19 protein-coding genes and 1 tRNA gene are annotated in these 19,949 nt (G+C 59.4%); 7 read left to right on the plus strand and 13 right to left on the minus strand.

Features of this window, described 5'->3' with window-relative positions; translation table 11 throughout:
• The 3 genes from ACUTSC_RS23245 to citC form a co-directional block, all read right to left on the minus strand.
• A partial coding sequence (locus tag ACUTSC_RS23245; RefSeq protein WP_240659396.1) for an aldolase/citrate lyase family protein occupies positions 1-330 on the minus strand: 330 nt, incomplete at its 3' end.
• Positions 314-622 (minus strand): citrate lyase acyl carrier protein, encoded by a 309-nt coding sequence (citD, locus tag ACUTSC_RS23250; RefSeq protein WP_019452464.1) that lies wholly within the window; start codon positions 620-622, stop codon positions 314-316. The genes ACUTSC_RS23245 and citD, both read right to left, overlap by 17 nt.
• Entirely contained in the window at positions 622-1,692 is a 1,071-nt protein-coding gene (gene citC / locus ACUTSC_RS23255; protein WP_445653561.1) for a [citrate (pro-3S)-lyase] ligase, read from the minus strand. Before citC ends, citD begins: the two co-directional genes overlap by 1 nt.
• Positions 1,693-2,005: 313 nt before the next feature.
• Here citC and dpiA point away from each other — a divergent pair, with 313 nt between their 5' ends.
• The 3 genes from dpiA (at position 2,006) to ACUTSC_RS23270 (ending at position 6,074) form a co-directional block, all read left to right on the plus strand.
• A complete protein-coding gene (gene dpiA / locus ACUTSC_RS23260) occupies positions 2,006-2,692 on the plus strand; it encodes a two-component response regulator DpiA (protein ID WP_021505854.1) in 687 nt (228 codons plus the stop codon).
• 102 nt (positions 2,693-2,794) lie between these two features.
• The gene (locus ACUTSC_RS23265) at positions 2,795-5,884 is read left to right on the plus strand and encodes a beta-galactosidase (RefSeq protein WP_445653562.1); all 3,090 of its coding nucleotides are present in this window, start codon (positions 2,795-2,797) and stop codon (positions 5,882-5,884) included.
• Positions 5,885-5,998: 114 nt separating this feature from the next.
• Positions 5,999-6,074 (plus strand) — tRNA-Asn (locus ACUTSC_RS23270).
• 94 nt (positions 6,075-6,168) lie between these two features.
• Here ACUTSC_RS23270 and ACUTSC_RS23275 read toward each other — a convergent pair.
• On the minus strand, positions 6,169-7,002 hold the full coding sequence (locus ACUTSC_RS23275) for an oxidoreductase (RefSeq protein ID WP_445653574.1): 834 nt from the start codon (positions 7,000-7,002) through the stop codon (positions 6,169-6,171).
• A gap of 105 nt (positions 7,003-7,107) precedes the next feature.
• On the opposite strand from ACUTSC_RS23275, the gene ACUTSC_RS23280 reads away from it, so the two are divergent.
• Complete coding sequence (locus ACUTSC_RS23280) at positions 7,108-8,028, plus strand: AraC family transcriptional regulator (protein ID WP_197773880.1); 921 nt, start codon at positions 7,108-7,110, stop codon at positions 8,026-8,028.
• A gap of 179 nt (positions 8,029-8,207) precedes the next feature.
• Positions 8,208-8,696: a GNAT family N-acetyltransferase gene (locus ACUTSC_RS23285; protein ID WP_445653563.1), complete on the plus strand. Its 489-nt coding sequence runs from the start codon at positions 8,208-8,210 to the stop codon at positions 8,694-8,696.
• 181 nt (positions 8,697-8,877) lie between these two features.
• On the opposite strand, the gene ACUTSC_RS23290 is transcribed toward ACUTSC_RS23285, so the two are convergent.
• Positions 8,878-9,252, minus strand: coding sequence for a cell envelope integrity TolA C-terminal domain-containing protein (locus ACUTSC_RS23290; protein ID WP_071883825.1), 375 nt, complete (start codon positions 9,250-9,252; stop codon positions 8,878-8,880).
• Between the two features lie 676 nt (positions 9,253-9,928).
• On the opposite strand from ACUTSC_RS23290, the gene ACUTSC_RS23295 reads away from it, so the two are divergent.
• Positions 9,929-11,635 carry a hemolysin gene (locus ACUTSC_RS23295; protein ID WP_445653564.1) on the plus strand — a complete coding sequence of 569 codons (1,707 nt, stop codon included), beginning with the start codon at positions 9,929-9,931 and terminating at the stop codon, positions 11,633-11,635.
• Between the two features lie 51 nt (positions 11,636-11,686).
• Here ACUTSC_RS23295 and ACUTSC_RS23300 read toward each other — a convergent pair whose 3' ends face one another.
• Positions 11,687-12,220, minus strand: coding sequence for a hypothetical protein (locus tag ACUTSC_RS23300; protein WP_445653565.1), 534 nt, complete (start codon positions 12,218-12,220; stop codon positions 11,687-11,689).
• A gap of 128 nt (positions 12,221-12,348) precedes the next feature.
• On the opposite strand from ACUTSC_RS23300, the gene ACUTSC_RS23305 reads away from it, so the two are divergent.
• Entirely contained in the window at positions 12,349-13,239 is an 891-nt protein-coding gene (locus ACUTSC_RS23305; protein WP_197768058.1) for a LysR substrate-binding domain-containing protein, read from the plus strand.
• Here ACUTSC_RS23305 and ACUTSC_RS23310 read toward each other — a convergent pair.
• The 7 genes from ACUTSC_RS23310 to ACUTSC_RS23340 form a co-directional block, all read right to left on the minus strand.
• Positions 13,236-13,964: a PA1136 family autoinducer-binding transcriptional regulator gene (locus ACUTSC_RS23310; protein WP_197768059.1), complete on the minus strand. Its 729-nt coding sequence runs from the start codon at positions 13,962-13,964 to the stop codon at positions 13,236-13,238. The two genes, ACUTSC_RS23305 and ACUTSC_RS23310, sit on opposite strands and share 4 nt — an antisense overlap.
• Positions 13,961-14,836 carry a glyoxalase III HchA gene (gene hchA / locus ACUTSC_RS23315; RefSeq protein ID WP_197768060.1) on the minus strand — a complete coding sequence of 292 codons (876 nt, stop codon included), beginning with the start codon at positions 14,834-14,836 and terminating at the stop codon, positions 13,961-13,963. The genes ACUTSC_RS23310 and hchA overlap by 4 nt, the downstream gene beginning before the upstream one ends.
• A gap of 101 nt (positions 14,837-14,937) precedes the next feature.
• Entirely contained in the window at positions 14,938-15,705 is a 768-nt protein-coding gene (locus ACUTSC_RS23320) for an ABC transporter ATP-binding protein (protein ID WP_063989291.1), read from the minus strand.
• A complete protein-coding gene (locus tag ACUTSC_RS23325; RefSeq protein ID WP_142110197.1) occupies positions 15,692-16,702 on the minus strand; it encodes a FecCD family ABC transporter permease in 1,011 nt (336 codons plus the stop codon). Before ACUTSC_RS23325 ends, ACUTSC_RS23320 begins: the two co-directional genes overlap by 14 nt.
• Before the next feature lie 43 nt (positions 16,703-16,745).
• Complete coding sequence (locus ACUTSC_RS23330) at positions 16,746-17,822, minus strand: ABC transporter substrate-binding protein (RefSeq protein ID WP_443002540.1); 1,077 nt, start codon at positions 17,820-17,822, stop codon at positions 16,746-16,748.
• Between the two features lie 46 nt (positions 17,823-17,868).
• Positions 17,869-18,267, minus strand: coding sequence for a hypothetical protein (locus tag ACUTSC_RS23335; RefSeq protein ID WP_443006839.1), 399 nt, complete (start codon positions 18,265-18,267; stop codon positions 17,869-17,871).
• A gap of 16 nt (positions 18,268-18,283) precedes the next feature.
• Positions 18,284-19,654 (minus strand): MFS transporter, encoded by a 1,371-nt coding sequence (locus ACUTSC_RS23340; RefSeq protein ID WP_197768061.1) that lies wholly within the window; start codon positions 19,652-19,654, stop codon positions 18,284-18,286.
• Between the last annotated feature and the right edge of the window lie 295 nt (positions 19,655-19,949).

The following is a 19,949-nucleotide window of genomic DNA, read 5'->3' on the forward strand; positions in this document are numbered from 1 at the left end:
CATGTCGACAACGTCCTGCGCGCTGTCGGTCTTCGGCAGGCGCACGATGTCCGCGCCGCCGCGCACCACCGCCTGCAGGTCCGCCAGGCCGTAGGCGGAGTCGAGCGCATTGACGCGCACGATGGTTTCCACCTCCTGGTACAGCGGGTGCTGCAGCGCGTGGTACACCAGCCGGCGCGCCGCGTCTTTTTCACGCAGGATCACCGAGTCTTCCAGATCGAACATCAGCGCATCGGCCTGGTAGATAAAGGCGTTGCTGACCATCGCCGCATTGGCGCCGGGGACGAACAGCATGCTGCGGCGCAGCCGGGTTTTATTCAGCGTTTTCATCTTTCGCCTCCCACGGCAGTTGGCCACCCTCGCAGGCGCGCATCAGCGCGGTTTCCAGCCGGGCGCGCAGCACGCAGTCCAGCGCCCCCTTGTCGTCGACGATCACCTGCACCGGCTCCACCTCATAACGCTGCAGCACCTCCAGCAGGGTGTGGCGGATCGCCGCGCCGAACTGTTTTTCCACGCTGCTGGCGATCAACAGATCGTGCTGCGGCCCCTCGGCGGGCGCGATGCGCACCATGACATCGCTGGATTCCAGCGTGCCGGCCATTGCTTCTCGGATAATTTTCATCATTCACCTGATTGTGCGGACTCAAAAGGATGCGGGGCCGCCTTGGCCCGGCGCTGCGTTTGCAGATCCTGCAGGTAGTACAGGGTGTCCGGCGGCACCAGCGGCGCGGCGGCGTGGAAGTCCCCCGCCGCCAGCAGCTTGCGCACCCAGGAGGCGGAGATCGCCGTGCCCTGATATTGCAAACGCTCGATTTCCACCAGCGCGATCGGCGGGCTGGGCAGCGCCGGCGTTTCCAGCCAGTAGCGCATGTCGCGGTTGTATTTCGCGGTCACCGCGCAGAACGGCTCGTTGCCGACGAAGCGGTGGGTAATGCCCAGCGCAGGCGCCAGATACTGGCGGAAGATCTTCAGATCGATTTCGGTGTAACAGTCGTCGGCCACGCCCTGATCCTTGATGAAGTAACAGGGGAAGGTGGCGCGCGAGATCACGTACTGCGAGCCTTCGTGTACCGTAAGGTTGGGGATATCGGCGGTGCCGGCCAGCACCAGCCGGCGCCGGTCTTCATAGCTGAAGCGCGAGGTGTTTTCCTTCACTAAAAACAGGTGCAGCCAGTCGCAGCGTTTGGCCGCCTGACGCACCAGATACTGATGCCCGCGAGTGAAGGGGTTGGCGTTCATCACGATGCTGCCGATGGTGTCGCCCGGCCGGCGCTGGCTCGCCAGCTGGGCGGCGTAGCGCTTCAGGCGGCACGGGCTGTTTTCCATCAGCACCACGATGCCCGGCACGGTGGCGATCGGGTAGAAACCGCACTGGCGGAACAGCGGCTCGTTCTGCACCTTGGTGTAGATAAACAGCTGGGTGTGGTGGCGCTCGTAGGCCAGGTTCACCAGCTCGGTCGCCAGCGCCAGCGCCAACCCTTCGCCGCGCATCAGCGGACTGATGGCGACGCATTTGATAATATTGTCGGCGATGCCGCCGCAGGCGACCAATTTGTCGTGCTGGGTAACGGTAATAAATATTTCAACCGTGGTGTCGATATTCAGATCGTTACTGCGCAAGAAGGCGCTTATTTCCGAAATCGCTTTATGATCCGATCGCTTTATCCGATTAAATACGGCATCGCCTAACATAACACGCTCTCTGGGTTAACTGACAAACAACAAGTTAAATACAAAAAGGCATTTTAATTAACATCAACAAGGATAATTAAAACCTTAAAAACCATGGAGATAAACACCGTCTCGCGTTCGATAAATCAATGGTAAACAGAAAAAAAACGCCGATTATTGACCTATTTCACAAACCGATTCCGGTTAATAAGTTATTTAATGTTCTTTATTTGCTTAATTAATCTTATGGTGTTTATTATTGAGATAATCTTTATTTGGCGCCGCAATTTACTTACATTCATTTAGCATCTTGATTGCAATAGTAGGTTTCATTATGGAATGGCTGAACATCCTGATCGTTGAAGACGAAACGCCGCTGGCGGAAATGCACGCGGAGTTTATCCGCCAGAACGGCGGCTGCCGCCAGATTTGGCTGGCCGGCACCCTGGCGCAGGCGCGCGCCATGACCGAGCGCTTCAAGCCGGACCTGATCCTGCTGGACAACTTTCTGCCCGACGGCCAGGGCATCACCCTGCTGCGCGAACTGACGCTGAGCGGGTATCGCGGCGGCATCGTGTTCATCACCGCCGCCAGCGACATGGCCACCGTGGCCGAGGCGTTGCGTTACGGCGTGTTCGACTACCTGATCAAACCGCTGGCCTATGACCGGTTGAGCCAGACCCTGCAGCGCTTCAGCCAGCGCCGCGAAGCGCTGAAGGACAAAGCGCGCCTCAACCAGCGCCGCATCGACGAGATGTTCAACACCTACGCCCGCGGCGAACAGCAGGCGGCGCTGCCCGCCGGCATCGACGAGCTGACGCTGGGTAAGGTCCGCGCGCTGTTTGCCGAACCCGCCGCGCGCCACACCGCTGAAAGCGTTGCGCAAAAAATGGGGCTCAGCCGCACCACCGCGCGCCGTTACCTGGAGTTTTGCACCGCCGCACAGCAGCTGCGCGCCGAGATCATTTACGGCAAGGTCGGCCGCCCACAGCGGATCTACCGCGCCGGCGAACCGCATTAACGGTTATTTGATCGCCCTTGCAAGGTTGCGTGTAACCGCTTTACTTTTTATGCGCCGGTCAGCATCTTGGTGAGCATCACCTAGCCGACTGGACGATCGCCGATGCCCGCTGCGCCCCTTGCTTCCCTGACCGAGATCCTCGCCCGCCGTGACTGGCAAAACCCGGCCTGCACCCACTCCCGCCGACTGGACGCTCACCCGCCGTTCGCCAGCTGGCGCACGGTGGAAGACGCGCGCGACGATGCCCCCAGCGCCAGCCGCCGGTCGCTGAACGGCGAGTGGCGCTTCAGCTATTTCCCGCGCCCAGAGGCGGCGCCGGAAGGCTGGCTGCAGCAGGATCTGCCGGACGTCGCCCCGCTGGCGGTGCCGGGCAACTGGCAGCTCGCCGGCTACGATGCGCCGATTTACACCAACGTGCGCTACCCGTTCCCGGTCGATCCGCCGCGCGTGCCGGCAGACAACCCCACCGGCTGCTACTCGCGCACCTTCAGCGTCGATCCGGCCTGGCTGGCCGCCGGCCAGACGCGCGTCATCTTCGACGGCGTTAACTCGGCATTCTATTTGTGGTGCAACGGCCACTGGGTCGGCTATTCGCAGGACAGCCGCCTGCCGGCAGAGTTCGATCTCAGCCCGTGGCTGCAGCCGGGAGAAAACCGGCTGGCGGTGATGGTGCTGCGCTGGTGCGACGGCAGCTATCTGGAAGATCAGGACATGTGGCGCATGAGCGGCATCTTCCGCGACGTCAGCCTGCTGCACAAACCCGCCGCGCACCTGAGCGATGTGCACATCACCACACCGCTGCATGACCGCTTTACCCGCGGCGAACTGGTGGTGACGGCGCGCGCCAACCGGCCCGGCCCGCTGCAGGTGCAGGTTCAGCTGTGGCGCGATGGCGCTCGGGTGGCCGAACGCACCCAGCCGCTCGGCAGCGAGATCGTGGACGAGCGCGGCGCCTATGACGATCGGGTCACGCTGCGCCTGCCGGTGGAACGCCCGGCGCTGTGGAGCGCCGAAACGCCCGCGCTGTATCGCGCCACTGTCGCCCTGCTCTCGCCCGAGGGGGAGATTATCGAGGTGGAGGCCTATGACGTCGGCTTCCGCCAGGTAGAAATCAGCGGCGGGTTGCTGAAGCTCAACGGGCAGCCGCTGCTGATCCGCGGCGTTAACCGCCACGAGCATCATCCGCGCCACGGCCAGGTGATGGACGAGGCGACGATGCGCCACGACATCCTGCTGATGAAGCAGCACAACTTCAACGCGGTGCGCTGCTCGCATTACCCCAACCACCCGCTGTGGTACCGGCTGTGCGACCGTTACGGGCTGTACGTAGTGGACGAAGCCAATATCGAGACCCACGGCATGCAGCCGATGAACCGCTTGGCTGACGATCCGCTGTGGCTGCCGGCGATGAGCGAGCGCGTCACCCGCATGGTGCGGCGCGATCGCAACCACCCTTGCATCATTATCTGGTCGCTGGGCAACGAGTCCGGCCACGGCGTGAACCACGACGCGCTGTACCGCTGGGTGAAAAGCCAGGATCCGACCCGCCCGGTGCAATATGAAGGCGGCGGCGCCGACACCGCCGCTACCGACATCATCTGCCCGATGTATGCCCGAGTGGATCAGGATCAGCCGTTCCCGGCGGTGCCCAAATGGGCGCTCGGCAAGTGGATCGGCCTGCCGGAGGAACAGCGGCCGCTGATCCTGTGCGAATACGCCCATGCGATGGGCAACAGCTTCGGCGGCTTTGAGCGTTACTGGCGCGCGTTCCACCACTATCCGCGCCTGCAGGGCGGCTTTGTCTGGGACTGGGTCGATCAGGCGTTGATCAAACGCGACGAGCGCGGCGAAGAGTTCTGGGCCTACGGCGGCGACTTCGGCGACACCCCCAACGATCGCCAATTCTGCCTGAACGGGCTGGTGTTCGCGGATCGCACCCCTCACCCGGCGCTGTTCGAAGCGCAGCGGGCGCAGCAGCTGTTCCGCTTCGCCTTCGACGCCGCCTCGCTGACGCTGACCGTCACCAGCGATTACCTGTTCCGCCACACCGACAACGAGCAGCTCAACTGGCGGCTGGAGCTGGACGGCGTGGAGCGCGCCAGCGGCAGCTTCGATCTGGCGTTGCCGCCGCAGGGCAGCACTCGCTTCACCCTGCTCGATCGCCTGCCGATGCTGCATCAGCCCGGCGAGCTGTGGCTGAACGTGGAGGTGGTGCAACCGCAGGCCACCGACTGGTCCGAAGCGCACCACCGCTGCGCCTGGGATCAGTGGCGGGTGCCGCGCGCGCTGCATCCCGCCCCGCCGCCGCCGCAGGGCGTGCCGCCCACGCTGATTGAAGACGATCAGGGGCTGACGCTCACCCACGGCGACCAGCGCTGGCGCTTCGAGCGCAGCAGCGGCCACCTGACGCAGTGGTGGCAGAATGAGCAGCCGCAGCTGCTGACGCCGCTGCGCGACGGCTTTGCGCGCGCGCCGATCGATAACGACATCGGCGTCAGCGAGGCGGACCATATCGATCCCAACGCCTGGGTCGAACGCTGGAAGCTGGCGGGCCTGTACCGGCTGGAGGAACGCTGCACGCGGCTGCAGGCCGATGCGCTGCAAAACGGCGTGCAGGTGGTGAGCGAACACCAGTTCGGCGTGGACGGGCAAATTTTGCTGATCGGCCGCAAACAGTGGCTGTTCGATGCGCTGGGCGCGGTGAACGTGAGCGTGGAAGTCGAGGTGGCCGATACTCTGCCGCCGCCGGCGCGCATCGGCCTGCACTGCCAACTGGCGACGGTGCAGCCGCAGGCGGAATGGCTGGGCCTGGGCCCGCACGAGAACTACCCGGATCGCCGCCTGGCCGCGCAGCACGGGCGCTGGCGCCTGCCGCTGGCAGATCTGCACACGCCGTATATTTTCCCCGGCGAGAACGGCCTGCGCTGCGACACCCGCAGCCTGCGCTACGGCGGCTGGCGCATCGACGGCCGCTTCCACTTCTCGCTAAGCCGCTACGGCCTGCCACAGCTGATGGCCTGCAGCCACCAGCATCTGCTGCAGCCGGAAGCGGGCACCTGGCTGCATCTGGACGGCTTCCACATGGGAGTGGGTGGCGACGACTCCTGGAGCCCGAGCGTGCACCGGGATGACCTGCTCACCGCCGGCGTTTACCGCTATCAGCTGCGCCTGCAGCGGGCGCCCGAGGGCTAAATCTGCCAAAAAACTCAACGGGTTGCGTATTCTGTAAGCAAACAGTCACAGAATGTGTAATCCGCCTTTGACATGCCGACGGCGCCTCGCTATTATTCGCCCCGTTCAAACGATTCCTCTGTAGTTCAGTCGGTAGAACGGCGGACTGTTAATCCGTATGTCACTGGTTCGAGTCCAGTCAGAGGAGCCATATTTAGAGAAGCCCGCTCAGGGAAACCTGAGCGGGCTTTTTGCTGTTGGGCGGCTATGCTCGAGTATCCCCGACACTCTCTACCCGAAACCGGTCAGCCATCCGTTGAACGGGTAAGTTTCTCCCATTGTTCAATTTCCTGACCTAACGCCTCGAGCTTTTGCCGCACCAAACTTAATGCGTCACTGCCTAACAACAGATGCGTGGGTGGGTTCCGGCTCTCGATCACTGCCAGCATGGCGTGAGCCGCCTTCACGGGATCGCCGAGTTGCTTGCCGCTTTTTTCCTGACGCGCCTGACGAACAGGTTCAAATAACGCGTCATAGTCCGGGAGACGGCGAGGGCTGCGCACCATTGAACGCCCGGCCCAGTCCGTTCGAAACGAGCCCGGCGCCACGGCGGTCACGTGTAGGTTGAACGGGGCAAGCTCCTTGCTTAACGTTTCTGATATCCCTTCCAGTGCAAATTTGCTGCCGCAGTAATAGCTGATACCGGGCAAGGTAATGAAGCTGCCCATTGAGGTGATATTAATAATGTGGCCGCGACGGCGCTGACGCATGCCCGGCAGCACGGCTTTGATCATCGCCACCGCGCCAAACACATTGACGTCAAACTGGCGGCGCAGCTCTGCAAGCGGGGACTCTTCCAGAATGCCTTCGTGGCCGTAACCGGCATTGTTCACCAGCACATCTATCGGACCGACGGCGGACTCAATCTCTCCAACCACCTCATCAATACGCTCAACGTCCGTGACATCAAGCAGATAGCCAAAAGCCCGCTGCGTATCGAGCGCGCCGAAAGCCTGCAGCGCTTCGCTGTTGCGCACCGTCCCTACAACCCGATGCCCTACGGCGAGGGCTTCGCGCGCCAGCGCCTGGCCAAAGCCACTGCTGACGCCGGTGATTAAAATCGTTTTTGCAGATGCCATAAAAAGAACTCCCATGAACCATGAAGGTTGCATGGTATTCTCTGCTCTGCCGCATTTTTAGGCCGTATCTTCTCTTTTTCTTGCCTGATTTTATGAGGTGGTGGGATGTCCGACATGATTGCCCTGATGAATAGACTTGCGGTGCAAGAGGGATACAATCTCACTGCCCTACCTGATGTGCGAATTTTGCGTTCCGATCGCCCGCTTGCCAGAACGCCGGTGCTTTACGATCCGGGGATCGTGATTGTCTGCCAGGGCAGCAAACGCGGTTATTTCGGTCAACAAACCTATTTATATGATGAGCAGCACTACCTGGCGGTTTCGGTGCCGGTGCCGTTTGTGATGGAAACCGACGCGTCGGCAGCACATCCGCTGCTGGCGATTTATATGCATCTGGATTTTCAGCTTGCCGCTGAACTGATGTTGCAGATTGAACAGCATGGCGCCCCGCATCCTCCCGTCGCACCGCAAAGCATGATGTCGAGCCCCATGGACGGCGCGGTAAAAATGGCCGTTCTTCGCTTACTTGACGTCCTGGCTAACCCGCTTGAGGCGGCGATCCTCGGCCCGGCGCGGGTGCGTGAGCTTTATTTTCGCGTGCTGACAGGCGCACAAGGCAACGCAATGCGTGCCGCGCTGGCCTTGCAGGGCCAGTTTGGCAAAATCGGTAAAGCGTTGCAGCACATCCATGCCGCTTACGCGGAGCCGTTAACGCTGACGCAGCTGGCGATGAGGGCCGGCATGAGCGTGCCGACCTTTCATAGCCATTTCAAAGCGATAACGCAGATGCCGCCGATGCAGTATGTGAAATCGGTACGCCTGCACCAGGCACGGATGCTGATGGTGCGCCAACAAATCACCGCCGCCGCCGCGAGTTACGCCGTTGGCTATGAAAGCCCATCGCAATTTAATCGAGAATTCAAACGTCTGTTTGGCCTACCACCGGCAGAGGAGATAAAACGCATGCAGCGTCACTTCGCCATTCCGCCCGCGCAGCCTGCCTCGGTATTTGTTTCATCGCACTGAGGCTTATGTGGTCAGGCGAACGATAGTCCGCTATGAGCGAAGTGCAGACTTCGGCGTCAGCAAAATTACGTTCAGTGGACAAAGCTATATGATACAATTTTATCATGCTGAATCGGCGGATAATTCGGTAGAGTAGTACTAAGTATACGTTACGTTGCTATTAAGAATGAGACAGTAAATTGAAAACAAAACATTCAAAAATCCCCAAATCAATTTATAGGCCCATGCATGACGACGAGTTTGGCCTCTGGGGGGGCCTCTCTTTAAATGACTATGTTGAAGACCTGATGGCAAATCATCGGTACAGTCGTAAAAAAGCCCAGATAGAGGCGTCGAAATCATTTAAAGCAGCCTTGCCAGCGGGTATCAATACTCAAAATAACCATTTTAGAACTTATGAACATGACAGTCAGGCTGCTGGATATCTGTGGTTCAGCCTGGAAGATAACTCAGCCTTTTTGTCAGATATAATGCTTCTCCCAGAATTTCAGGGTAAGGGAATGGGTCGGGATTTTATCCGTGCATTCCTGAATGAGCTGACTCAACAGGGCGCATATGAGGTGGAACTCAGAGTGTCACCGGACAATCAAAGGGCTTTGAAATTATATAAAGAGTTTGGTTTTCGGATAACTGGTTTTGATATGAGTCTTTTGCTAGGATCCGACTGATCAGCAATCCGTTAATCATAATTTTCGGAGACAATCTCGGGTAATATCAACTACCGATAGGCAATCTACCACTATATATCTTCACATCATCAAAGTCCGTTTCTAGCACGCAACGGACAGGCTACGTGGTCATTGGGTCTGCTTTGAGCGAGTAACGGGCACTGAAAGGGCGATTATCGGGCTAACCGCGCATATCGAAGCCGGATTTTTGAAAATCTCTATAGACTTCTGGATTGTTGAAGGCTGGAAATTTGGCTTTATGGGCTGCTGACTTTATCGCTTCGCAATAGGCTGTATTGCCATTGCTGGTTGATACGTTTAAAGCCGTGCCATCCTGAGCAAATTCAATATGCAACCTGCATTTTTTCCCCTTCCAGTTTTGCGGCTCATCAAGTTCAGCATTTATTGCCGCCCTGATTGCCCTCGCTTGCACACCCCATTCATCCTGATCATCCCAACGTCCTGAACTGCAACTACCCGTTGCCGTGGTCTTATGACAGCCGGAAGGATGTAACGGTGCGCAACCCGCGGTAAGACTAGCCAAGATGGCCAGCATAACGATTTTCTTTACTGTTTCAGGCGAGCCCACTTTTTGCCCCTCAATCCATTTAAACTCAGCAATATAGGCCTATTCTTCCGTCATTCCTGGCACCTTTCAACCACTAATTATCTACATCAACTAGATGTTTCGAATGATCTTTCTGAATATGTAGAAGCGGGGAAGAGACTGCAATTTATTACCTAATAATTAGTACAAGCAGTTTATACGCCCTCTCATGACACAAAACCGACCGCCAGAGCCCCCACTCCAGCATTCCCCCCCATTCCACACTCCAGCAGCGCCAGAGAGAAATCGCCCTCCTGCGTTGCCGTCGGTGTGAACCCGCAAAGCGGCAGCCACCGCCATAACGCCGACGCTTGGCCCCACCAGCGAAACCCACTCTTTTATCTAAGAAGATTCCTAACCCAGCTGACGGAAATCCCTTCCTGACGCCAATACGCGGGTTAACCCGCAGATTTACAGCAATAATCCTGTAAAAACAATCGATAAGCGAATTGTTCGCACTCGGTTAGTTGCGTCTATCCTTTCGTATGGGCGCCTGCCGCCCATCGTTCGCTGCGGCTCGCGGCATGCGCGTTTCTGGCTGTACGGGTTTCGGTTTATTTCATCGCGCGCTTCCATTCATCATGTTGAATTTCACAGCAATCTCTCAGCAACAAGGAGTGTTTATATGGCTTACGTCATTACCGACCGAGAAAAACTGCAAGCGATTTGGGAGGCCGCCAAAGCCGGCGACTGGCCGGCCGTGTATGCCGCCTCCGTCGATGCGCTCACCGATCCCAACCATGCCAACCAACCTATTCAGGGCGTGGATATCGCGGTGTATACCTGGATCAAAGGCGCCTATGGCGTGAACTCGAATCAGGGGGCGTTTGCCCATTACATTCGCGACCAAACCAAGCTGCAGTATGAGCTGCGCACCGGGCATGTTCCCGATGACTGGGAAACGCGCATCCAGAATGCCTCCGACAACATCGCCAAAAACTTCGCCAAGACGCTGTTTGGCGTCGATCTGAGCAGCGATCCCAACGCGCCGCTACCGGATGCCCCGCCCACCAGCGCCAAAGTGCCGGACATTCACGAGGTCGGCCTGATCGACGCCGGCGCGGCGGCATCCGAGGTGTTCACCGATGCCTCCTCGACCGGCGCCCCCAACTATTCGCCCTGGGCCGGCACCACGCTGTTCTCCTATTTAGGCGACACCTCGTTCTTTACCGAATGGGTGGCCATCAACGATACCTCGCCTTTTAAGGTCGAAAGCGGCACCTATGATTTGATTGCGGCGGCGCAGGTCTCCATGCAGATGAAAAACCTCAGCTACGTGGTTGAAACACTGCTGGCGGGCGAAGTACCCACCTATTTGACCACCCTCGGTATTGGCCACGAGACCATCCGCCTCGCCGCCGAAGCGGCGCGTGATTTCTACACCGAATCCTACGGCAGCAGCGTGACCGGCGGCGGCAGTATCATTCCCGGCAAGCTGGATATCGGCTCGGCGATTTTCAACGACATTGCCGACGTGCTGTCCACGCCGAATCTGTACCGCGTCGGTACGCTGTATGACGACGATTTCACGCTGGCGTTCGGCAATATCGCCGTTAACACCGGCAGCGGCGACGACACCATCAGCGTGCCGCGCGGCTGGCAAAACAACGCCGGCAACTACGGCTGGACGGTCATCGACGGCGGCAGCGGCCATGATACGGTCGATTATTCCAGCCTGTCGCACGGGGTAAACCTGAAGTTTGACGCCCAGGGCAGCTATGGCGGGCGCGGGGTGGTCGAGAAAAACGGCATCGGGCTGTATGGCTTTAAGGACGGGCTGTACAACATCGAGGCGGTGAAGCTGACGGACTTTAAGGATAACGTCACCTTTAACGATCGGGTGCTGACGCCGGCCAACGGTCTGGAGGTCAACCTGGGCAAAGGCTCCAGCGAGATTCGCTTCGAGCACGGCTATACCACTGCGCCGGGTGGGAGCGCGCCGCAGGATTATCTCGGCGTGAACCTGAGCATGTTGTCCAACGATGTGCCCTTCCCCAACAGCCTGCTGAATATTCCCGTGAAGCAGACCCACAATATCTACATCGACGATAGCTTCGAGCTGGGCTTTTTACAGGCCTCTTCCCTGTCTATCGATAACCACCTGCTGGCTTTCGGCACAGAAGGCTCAAACAGCAGCTTCTCGCTGAACTATAACGCGCAAACCCATACGCAGGATCTGTCGATATTCATGCAGGGCGAAAGCGCGCTCAATCAGCACGTCGTCAATATCTACAATTGGGATCAAGGCGACTTCGGCATCACGTTGGAGCAGCCGGCCATTCAGCTCGTCGGCTTGCAAACCATTACGCCGCAAGAGCTCGCGGCCGCCTAAGCGAAGCCCGCCGGGTTTACCTGGCGGGCTGTTTCCCTTCAGCGCGACGGCTCAGGCCCCATCCCGCTCCGCAACCCGCGCCATCAACGCTCCCAGCAGCGCCAGATCGACCAGCAACGCCAGCGCGAAACAGCTTCCTCTCGCGCCCGGCGCGGCGTAGGTTTGAATCAGCAAAGCGGCAACCCCCACGGCCACGATGCTCACCACCGTCGCCAGCCTGCACGCCACGGCGAACGCCGCTCTCTCCCCCACCGCCGTGCGATAGGCCACGCCCTGCCCCAGGCCGCCGAGGGCGATGCCCGCCAGCAGGGCCGGCCAATCATGGCCGCCGAACAGCATCAGCAGCGTCAATAGCCACCCCGCCGCCGCCAGCAAAAAACCGTAGCGGAGCATAGCCAGCGCAGGCCGGTTCCGCAGCGGCTGCCAGCGGGCCAGTGCGGCGCCGCCGAGAAACGCCAGCGCCAATGCCGTTAGCAGCATCAGCGTTGCGCCGATGCCCAGCAGGCTTTCGGTCTTCAGCAGCAAGGCGCCCGCCGCCACCGGCACGCTGAACGCCAGGGCGCCGTTGTTGATATAGAGGCTCATCGTTAACTCCCGACATGTGGAAATGATGAAATAAATTCATTTCCCTGTTCACATGTCAGTAGCCTATCTCTTGTATAATCGGTCAGACAAACTCATAGTTTTCAGCCTTAGATGAGAATAAATCAGCCATGAGAAAACCCCGTTTGCCGCCGCTGGGCGCGCTGCGCGCCTTCCACGCCGTGGCCGGCTGCCGCAGCTTCAAACTGGCCGCCGAGGCTCTGGGCGTCAGCGCGACGGCGGTCAGCCATCAGATCAAGCTGCTGGAATCGGTGCTGGAATGCCGGGTATGCGAGCGCAGCGCGCAGGGCGTCAGCCTGACCGAGACCGGCGAGATCCTGTATGCCGGCACCCAGCGCGCCTTTGCCGCGCTGGAGCAGTCCGTCGCCCAAATCACCCGCGCCCAACAGCCGCCGGCGCTGACCGTCACCACCACCTCCAATTTTCTCACCCACTGGCTGGTGCCGCGCCTGGCGGATTTCAAGGCGGAGTTTCCCGCCATCGATCTGCGCCTGCACACCAGCGTCGAGCGGGTGGATCTCAGCCAGCGTACCGTGGACGTCGCCATTCGCTACCGTGAAACGCCGGAAAGCGATCTGCACTGCACCCTGCTGCATGAGGACCGCTTTATCGTGGTGGCCAGCCCGGCGCTGGCGCTGGAGCGCAGCGAGGATTTGCAGCGGGTAACGCTGTTCCACGTGGAACATCGGCAGGTGCCCGCCGACGCGCCGACCTGGGAAAACTGGCGGCGGCGCTACGGGCCGGAAGGGTTGAACGTGGAAGCCGGGTTGACCTTCAGCGACGAGACGCACGCGCTGCAGGCGGCGGTGGCGGGCCAGGGGGTGGTGATCGCCAGCCGGCTGCTGGCGCGCGATTTGTTGCAGCGCGGCGTGCTGGCCGCGCCGTTCGAGATGGCGTTACCCGGTGCCAACTATTATCTGGTGGCCACCGAAGAAACCGCGCAGCGCCCCGATATCATTGCGCTGCGCGAGTGGCTGTTGCGGCAAATGGCGGCGGGCTAACGGCTCTCGGGGGCGATTTCCCCCAGGCGGATCGCCACGCCGATCGCCTGCGCGGTGGTGGCAGCGCCAAGGCGTTGGCGAATGCGCCGCAGGTGGTTTTCCACCGTGCGTTCAGACAGGCCGAGCATCGCGGCGATATCCGCCTGCCGCCGGCCGATGGCGGTCCAGCTCAGCACCTCGCGCTCGCGCGCCGACAGCCGCCCCTCTCCCTCTCCGGCCGCCGGTTCGAACAGCCGCCGCGCCGCCAGAAAAGCCGACGTGCCCACCAGCGACAGCGCCAGCCGCACCGGCGGCGAGGCATCGATGCGCTCGCCCCCCAGGCTGACGGCGCCCTCCAAACCGGCTGGGCCAAATACCGGGATCTGCACACCGTGCAGGCCCGCACCGCGCGGCGTGCGCACAATCCGATAGCGCTCGCCCTGCTCCGCCCGGGTTTTGGTCCAGAAAAACGGCTCGCTGACCCGCAACATGTGCCGGGTCACCGGGCAGTGCCGCACGTAGGTCAGCGCATCGACGGCCTCGCCGTCGCCGATCCAGTCGCCCTCGACCCAATAGATATGCTCGATCCCCGCCTCCGCCGCGGCGGAAGCGGAAAACAGCACAAAGCGATCGAAGCCGAACGGCGCGGCGAAGGCGCGAACCCGCCCCTGAATGGCGGACAGGGTTCGCTCGTGGTCCATCGCCAGCGCCGTCTGGAAAGCGCGCTGCGCGATCTCGTCGCTCATCGCGCGGCGACGTCGGCCAACAGCGTCTCCGCCGCCAGCTTGCCGAGGTTGTTGGAGGCCAACGGGCTGTCGCCGGTCAGCAGGCGCCGATCTTTATGCACCTTGCCGGTGATGTCGGCGTTGACGATCTTGACGCCCCGCTCGCGCAGGCGTTCGCCCACCAGCCAGGGCATCGGGCCGGGGATGTAGCCGATGTCGATGTTGGCGCCGGTATCGAGCGAGTCCGGGAACACGCACATTTCATAGCCGCGATAGAGGAAATCCTCTTTGCTCTCACCGATGCCCGCCGCCAGCAAACCGGCCGGCCCGTGGCACAGCGAGATCACGTAGCGATCGTTGTCGTGCGCCCAGTGCAGGGTCTTTTTCACCTCTTCGCTGAACGGGATATCATTGAGCACGCCGTGGCCACCGGGGATGAAAACGCCGAGGTAGTTGCCACCATCCAGATCCTTCACCACCTCCGTCAGCTTTTTCGGCTGCTTGAGTTGGCTGCGGTACTTCTCGTAGGTGGCCTTGACCGCTTCATCTTCATGCGGGAACGCCCACATCTCCAGCTTCACCGGATCGCCGGACGGCGTGGCGATGTCGATCTCGAAACCGGCCAGATCCAGGTGGTACATCGGCAGCAGCATCTCGACCGGATGGTTGCCGGTGGAGAAGAACTTGCCGTTTTGCATCAGCAGGTAGCGCTCCTGCGAGGCGATCATCAGCACCTTCCACTTGCCGCCGCGATAGGCGTTCGGGTAGCTGGCGCCCGCGAAGTCGGTTTTGGACGAGGTGTACTGGCTGAGGGAGTAAGGCGATGGGAAGAACGCGTTGTCTTCCGCCACATCCGGGGTGGGATTACGATCGTTGGACACTGAATCAGTCATGATTATCTCCATATTCACCGTTACGTTGCCCTTTCAGCTTAAATAACCGCCGGCGGGGCCGCAATGAGGGATATCCCTCAAGCAATCTTTGCAGCCGAAACTCAGGCGAGATTGCGCAGAGCGATAATAAAGGTTTCTTCGCCGGCGCCCTGGTGTTCATAGTGGCACTTTCTTACCGGCACCCGAAAATAGCGCTCCAGGATATCTTCCCGCAGCACAGCGCTTTTAACGCCGAACAACGACTGCCGTTTTGTCATCAGTAAACACTTGTCGGAGATGCGTTCGGCGTAATTGAGGAAATGCGTATTCAGCACGATCGTCATCTGCCGCTCTTTGGCGAGGCGCCAGAGCATCTCAATCATTTTTGCCTGATTGTAAAAATCCAGGTTCGACTCCGGCTCATCAAGGATCATGACGTCAGGATCTGCCATCAGCGCCTTGGCGAAATAACACATCTGCAGTTCACCGCCGCTGATCTGATCGATGCTTTTCTGCGCCAACGGGCCGATTTCCAGGGATTGCAGCACCGCCTGCGCCCTGGCGAAATCGCGCTTTCCCGGCCGGGCGAACAGTCCGGCCTGACGAACGCAGCCGAAAGTGACAAACTCGAGTACGCCATAGGAAAAATGTGGCGCCTTCGCCTGCGGCACATAGGCCAGGCGCGCCTCTCGATTATCGACGCGGCCGATCTCGCACCAGCCGGCGCTGGGCCGACACAGGCCCGCGATATTTCTCAGCAGCGTCGTTTTGCCGGCGCCGTTCGGGCCCAGCACGCTGAGGATCTCGCCGCGCTTAAGCTCGAAGCTGACGTTGTCGAAAATGGGCTCCCGCCCTTTGAAACCAAAGGATAGTCGGCTAGCGGTGATCATATCGATTGCCCATAATAAAAAGCGTGGCGAAAAGCGGCGCACCGATCAGCGCCGTCAGGATGCCGATCGGGATTTCTGCGTAGGTGGCGCCTCTGGCAATATTGTCTATCACCAGCAAAAACAACGCCCCGCTCAGCGCCGAGACCGGGATCAGTCGGCCGTGGTTATACCCCAGCACGCTTCTCACCAGATGCGGGATCACCAAGCCGACCCATCCCACCACGCCGGCCAAGCTCACCGAGGCGGAAACCAGCAAGGAGGCGGCGATCAGCAGCAGGATCTTCAGCCGGGGCGGATTCAGGCCGGCAATGCGCGCCTCGTCATCCCCCAGCGAGAGAATGTTCATTTTCCACCTGAGCCGATAGATTGTCAGGTAACACGCCGCAAACAGCGGGATTAGCCAATAGACCTGCGCTTTCGCCACCGAAGCGAAGCTGCCCATCAGCCAGAAGACGATCGCCGGCAAGGTATCCTGCGGATCGGCGACATATTTTATGACCGAGACAAACGCGATAAACAACGACGCGATAATCATGCCGGACAGGATCGTCGTCAGCGCATCCTGCCGACGTTTCAGGCGGCAGATGCCGAGCACCAACAGCAAGCTCACCACGCCGAAAAGAAACGACAGCATGGCACTCAGAGCAAAAGGCAAACTCAATAAAATGCCCAGCGCAGCGCCAAAGGCGGAGGCGGAAGAGGTGCCCAGCACGTCCGGGCTGGCTAACGCGTTTTTCAGCACCGCCTGAAAGGTCGCGCCGGCGACCGCCAACCCGCCGCCCACCAGCATCACCGCCACCACCCGCGGCGCACGCAGGTTAAAAATCACCGAATAGCGGGTCGGGTTTTCCCCCGGCATGTTCCCCTGCCATAAAATCTGCATCACATCATGGGCCGACAAGGCGTATCGGCCGGCAAACAGTGATGCGACGGCGGCCACACACAAGGCCAAAAACAGCCCCATCAGGATCGCCACATATTTTCCTCTGCCTGGCATCCCCAAGCTCCCCCCATTAAATGAATGCTATTCAACCGTGGCACTAGCGCTGTGCCAGCACCTCATCCAGCAGCCGGTCCGGGATCGCATAGGAGAACATCGTCTGATAATAGCGGCGCGTCTCCTCCCGCAGCGTCTTGTCGCTAATGTCTTCAGGGGCATAGCGGTTGATCATAAACAGCGGCAGCAGCGACGTTTCCGCCGACAGGCCCCCCCAGTTATGAATGCCCACCGGCGTCGAGAAAACCTTGCCGTTTTTTACCGCCCTGAGCGTTTCCCAGGCCTGGCCGGGGATCCCCCCGTGCAGCAGCGCTTTGGCGCTGCCGAACACCACGAAAATCACATCCGGGTCCCAGGCCATGACCTGCTCCATCGAAACGTTGATGTACCTGCCGGCATCCCCTTTCACCGGCAAATCCCCGGCGACGTTGTCCATGCCGGCCATTTTCAGGTAAGTGTCGCCATAGGTATGCGGGCCACTCACCTTCAGCTGCCTGCCGTCACTTTCTTCGAGATACAACGCCCTGACGTGCTGCGCATGGATGGCTGCAGCATAGGGGCGGATCTGCTTCAGGGTGTTTTCCCAGGCGTCTTTGAATTTGTGCGTGCGCGGCAGGCCGAGCGTGTCGGCGAAAGTGTTCTCCCAATACACCTGGGTGGCCATCGGCTGGTATTTTGTCTTCCCGCCGGCATCCAGATCGACGGTCATCACGCCCGCCCTTTCCAGCCGATCGTCCTGGCTTTTGCCGTAGTAATAAATAATGTCGGGCCGTAGATTCATTAACGATTCCATGTTGACCCGGTAGTCCTTATTGATGAAGGCGGAGGTGATCCTGCCGATGTCAGGCTTCATGTCCTCCAATACATGCCTATCGGCATGCATGAACGCCCAGGGCCCCACGCCGACGACGTGCCGGTAGGCCGCCTCGTTAGCCAGGATCACGCCGAAGGGGCAGTTGCCGGTGATGACGATCCGCGGATAGCTGCCGGGCAGCGTTTGCGCCGCCACGCTTTGTGGCGGTTCGGCCGCCGCCGGCTGGCCGGCGGTGGCGCAAGGCGCCGTCGGCAAGGCGAATATTGCCAGCAGAGCGGTGGCGATCAATTTCACTGTGACGCACATGGTGCCTCCTGTGCGCACGCTCGGCGGCGTGCGTCGATGGGCTGCTTTAGGCCGACGCGGCGATGCCGGCGGCCATGATGGTGATCCCGGCCACAAACACGATTGCCGTGGTGGCGACCGCGCCGCCGCCGACCAACGCGGCGGTTTTTCCTGTGGAAAGGTCTTTTCGTTGCAGGAAAGAGAGCTGCGACAGAGAAATGATTTTTCCGCTGTCGGCAACCAAGTCTTTCGGTTCAACCTTCGCCACCGTCAACTCGCCGCCGCTGCCGTCCTTCAGACCATATTTCAACTGGTCGCCGACATAGACCGGCGGCTGCAGCAGGTAATATTGGCTATTGAGCCCCGTCTCTTTTTGTTGCAACGCCACATCGTGGTAGGTCGTGCAGCCGGCAAGGGAAAATGCCGCCATCCCGATAACCAACGACACTAATGGGATAAATCGCATGGGAAACCTCGTGCTTCTATTTGCTGGTTTTTAACGTAACGGCGGACTTGAAGCGCATATAGCTCACGACCAGAGAAAGGAACGAGAATGCCGCCCCCGCCATTAAACTGATATTCGTTGCTTGGGCGCCCCGCATATTGAAGAAAATCGCCACTAACGCCGAACCGACGATTTGCCCAATCAGCCGGGAACTGCCCAACAGGCCGCTGGCGATGCTGCTGTTTTCATGGGAGACCGACGTCATGATCAGCAGGTTGTTCGGTGATTGAAACAGGCCAAAACCGATGCCGCACAGCGCCACGCGCCATACGATCGCCCCATTCGACGGATCGCTGGGCAGATTGGCCATCAGCAGCATGCCAGCCAGCAGACAGGCAAGGCCCGAGAGGGCAACAAGATTGGGATCGTATTTCTTGGCCAAATCGCCGGAAATCAGCGAAGACGCCATGGTGGCCAGCGGCCAGGCGGTCAGCAACAGACCGATGTCCACCACGTTTCTTTGCAGGACATTGTGGAAATAGAAAGGCAGCGATACAAAAGCCAAAAGCTGGGTGCTGTAGGACAGCATCGACATCAGCAAAGACAATGACAGCGTCGGGTTATGCAGCATCGCGATCGGGATCAGCGCGGCGTTGGCCTTTCTTTTCTGATTGATATACAGCAACCCGGCCAGCCCGGCGAATACCGCAAAGCTCAGCGCCGCCGCCGGCAGATGGTGAGTGGTTATGCTCATGGTGCTAAGCGAGAAAGCGATGAACAGCACAAACACCAACAGGGCCCCCCCGCTGTCGAATCCAACGCTGCGCCGCTCGCGGGGGGCCAGGAAGATCAGGCTCAGCAACAGCGACAGGCAGGCGATGGGAACATTGATGGTAAACAGCCAGTTCCAGCTCGTTTGAGAAAGTATCGCCGAGGCGATGGAGGGCCCGGCGGCGGCGGAAACCGACACCACCATCACGTTTATGCCCAGGCCGCGCCCCAGCAGCCTTTCCGGGTATATCTCCTTGATCAGCGCCGCATTGACACTGAGCACCGCCGCCGCACCGAAGCCCTGTATCACCCGGAATGCCGTCAGCATCGACAGCGTCGCGGAAAGCGCGCAGCCCAAGGATGAAAAAGCGAACAGCACCACCCCGGCTATAAAGATCTTTTTATTGCCCACCGCGCGGCCCAGCGCCGCGAAGGGCATCAAAGAGGCAACGACGGCAAACTGGTAGGCATTAATAATCATGATGGAGGCCGATTCGGAAACGCCGAAATCTTTGGCGATCACCGGCAATGCCACATTGGCGATGGTACTGTCGAGCATGGCGATAACCGTGCTTAACGAGACGGCGAGAACGGCGAATATATTTAATGTCTCTTTTTCCTGGTGTTTAAAAGTCATGTTAACGCTCCAAAAACGTGAGTGGCTTCATGCCGGCGGCAAAGACCCCGTTTTTTATCCGTTTTAATAATTACGTTATAACATATCAATTAAAGAGGGGAATAAATCCCATTTGAAATATTAGATTAAATAGTGTTTCAAAATAAGAATTAACAAATACAAAACAAATAAATAGCAATACAAACATTCAATAAACAAAATAAATGCAGTATAAAAAACCAGTGAATTTAAGGAATGACATTAAAAGTAACAGCCGCTAACAGACAACACCGCCGACGCACGGAATTGTTATGTT

The organism is Serratia sp. TSA_105.2, assembly GCF_052692115.1.

Excerpts from the sequence above, each read along its gene's own strand:
- ACUTSC_RS23265 (WP_445653562.1), top strand. The coding sequence starts at position 2,795 with ATGCCCGCTGCGCCCCTTGCTTCCCTGACCGAGATCCTCGCCCGCCGT.
- hchA (WP_197768060.1), bottom strand. The coding sequence starts at position 14,836 with ATGACTGATTCAGTGTCCAACGATCGTAATCCCACCCCGGATGTGGCG.
- ACUTSC_RS23320 (WP_063989291.1), bottom strand. The coding sequence starts at position 15,705 with ATGATCACCGCTAGCCGACTATCCTTTGGTTTCAAAGGGCGGGAGCCC.
- ACUTSC_RS23300 (WP_445653565.1), bottom strand. The coding sequence starts at position 12,220 with ATGAGCCTCTATATCAACAACGGCGCCCTGGCGTTCAGCGTGCCGGTG.
- ACUTSC_RS23280 (WP_197773880.1), top strand. The coding sequence starts at position 7,108 with ATGTCCGACATGATTGCCCTGATGAATAGACTTGCGGTGCAAGAGGGA.
- ACUTSC_RS23335 (WP_443006839.1), bottom strand. The coding sequence starts at position 18,267 with ATGCGATTTATCCCATTAGTGTCGTTGGTTATCGGGATGGCGGCATTT.
- ACUTSC_RS23295 (WP_445653564.1), top strand. The coding sequence starts at position 9,929 with ATGGCTTACGTCATTACCGACCGAGAAAAACTGCAAGCGATTTGGGAG.
- ACUTSC_RS23330 (WP_443002540.1), bottom strand. The coding sequence starts at position 17,822 with ATGTGCGTCACAGTGAAATTGATCGCCACCGCTCTGCTGGCAATATTC.
- ACUTSC_RS23290 (WP_071883825.1), bottom strand. The coding sequence starts at position 9,252 with ATGCTGGCCATCTTGGCTAGTCTTACCGCGGGTTGCGCACCGTTACAT.
- citD (WP_019452464.1), bottom strand. The coding sequence starts at position 622 with ATGAAAATTATCCGAGAAGCAATGGCCGGCACGCTGGAATCCAGCGAT.
- dpiA (WP_021505854.1), top strand. The coding sequence starts at position 2,006 with ATGGAATGGCTGAACATCCTGATCGTTGAAGACGAAACGCCGCTGGCG.
- ACUTSC_RS23325 (WP_142110197.1), bottom strand. The coding sequence starts at position 16,702 with ATGCCAGGCAGAGGAAAATATGTGGCGATCCTGATGGGGCTGTTTTTG.
- ACUTSC_RS23305 (WP_197768058.1), top strand. The coding sequence starts at position 12,349 with ATGAGAAAACCCCGTTTGCCGCCGCTGGGCGCGCTGCGCGCCTTCCAC.
- citC (WP_445653561.1), bottom strand. The coding sequence starts at position 1,692 with ATGTTAGGCGATGCCGTATTTAATCGGATAAAGCGATCGGATCATAAA.
- ACUTSC_RS23275 (WP_445653574.1), bottom strand. The coding sequence starts at position 7,002 with ATGGCATCTGCAAAAACGATTTTAATCACCGGCGTCAGCAGTGGCTTT.
- ACUTSC_RS23310 (WP_197768059.1), bottom strand. The coding sequence starts at position 13,964 with ATGAGCGACGAGATCGCGCAGCGCGCTTTCCAGACGGCGCTGGCGATG.
- ACUTSC_RS23340 (WP_197768061.1), bottom strand. The coding sequence starts at position 19,654 with ATGACTTTTAAACACCAGGAAAAAGAGACATTAAATATATTCGCCGTT.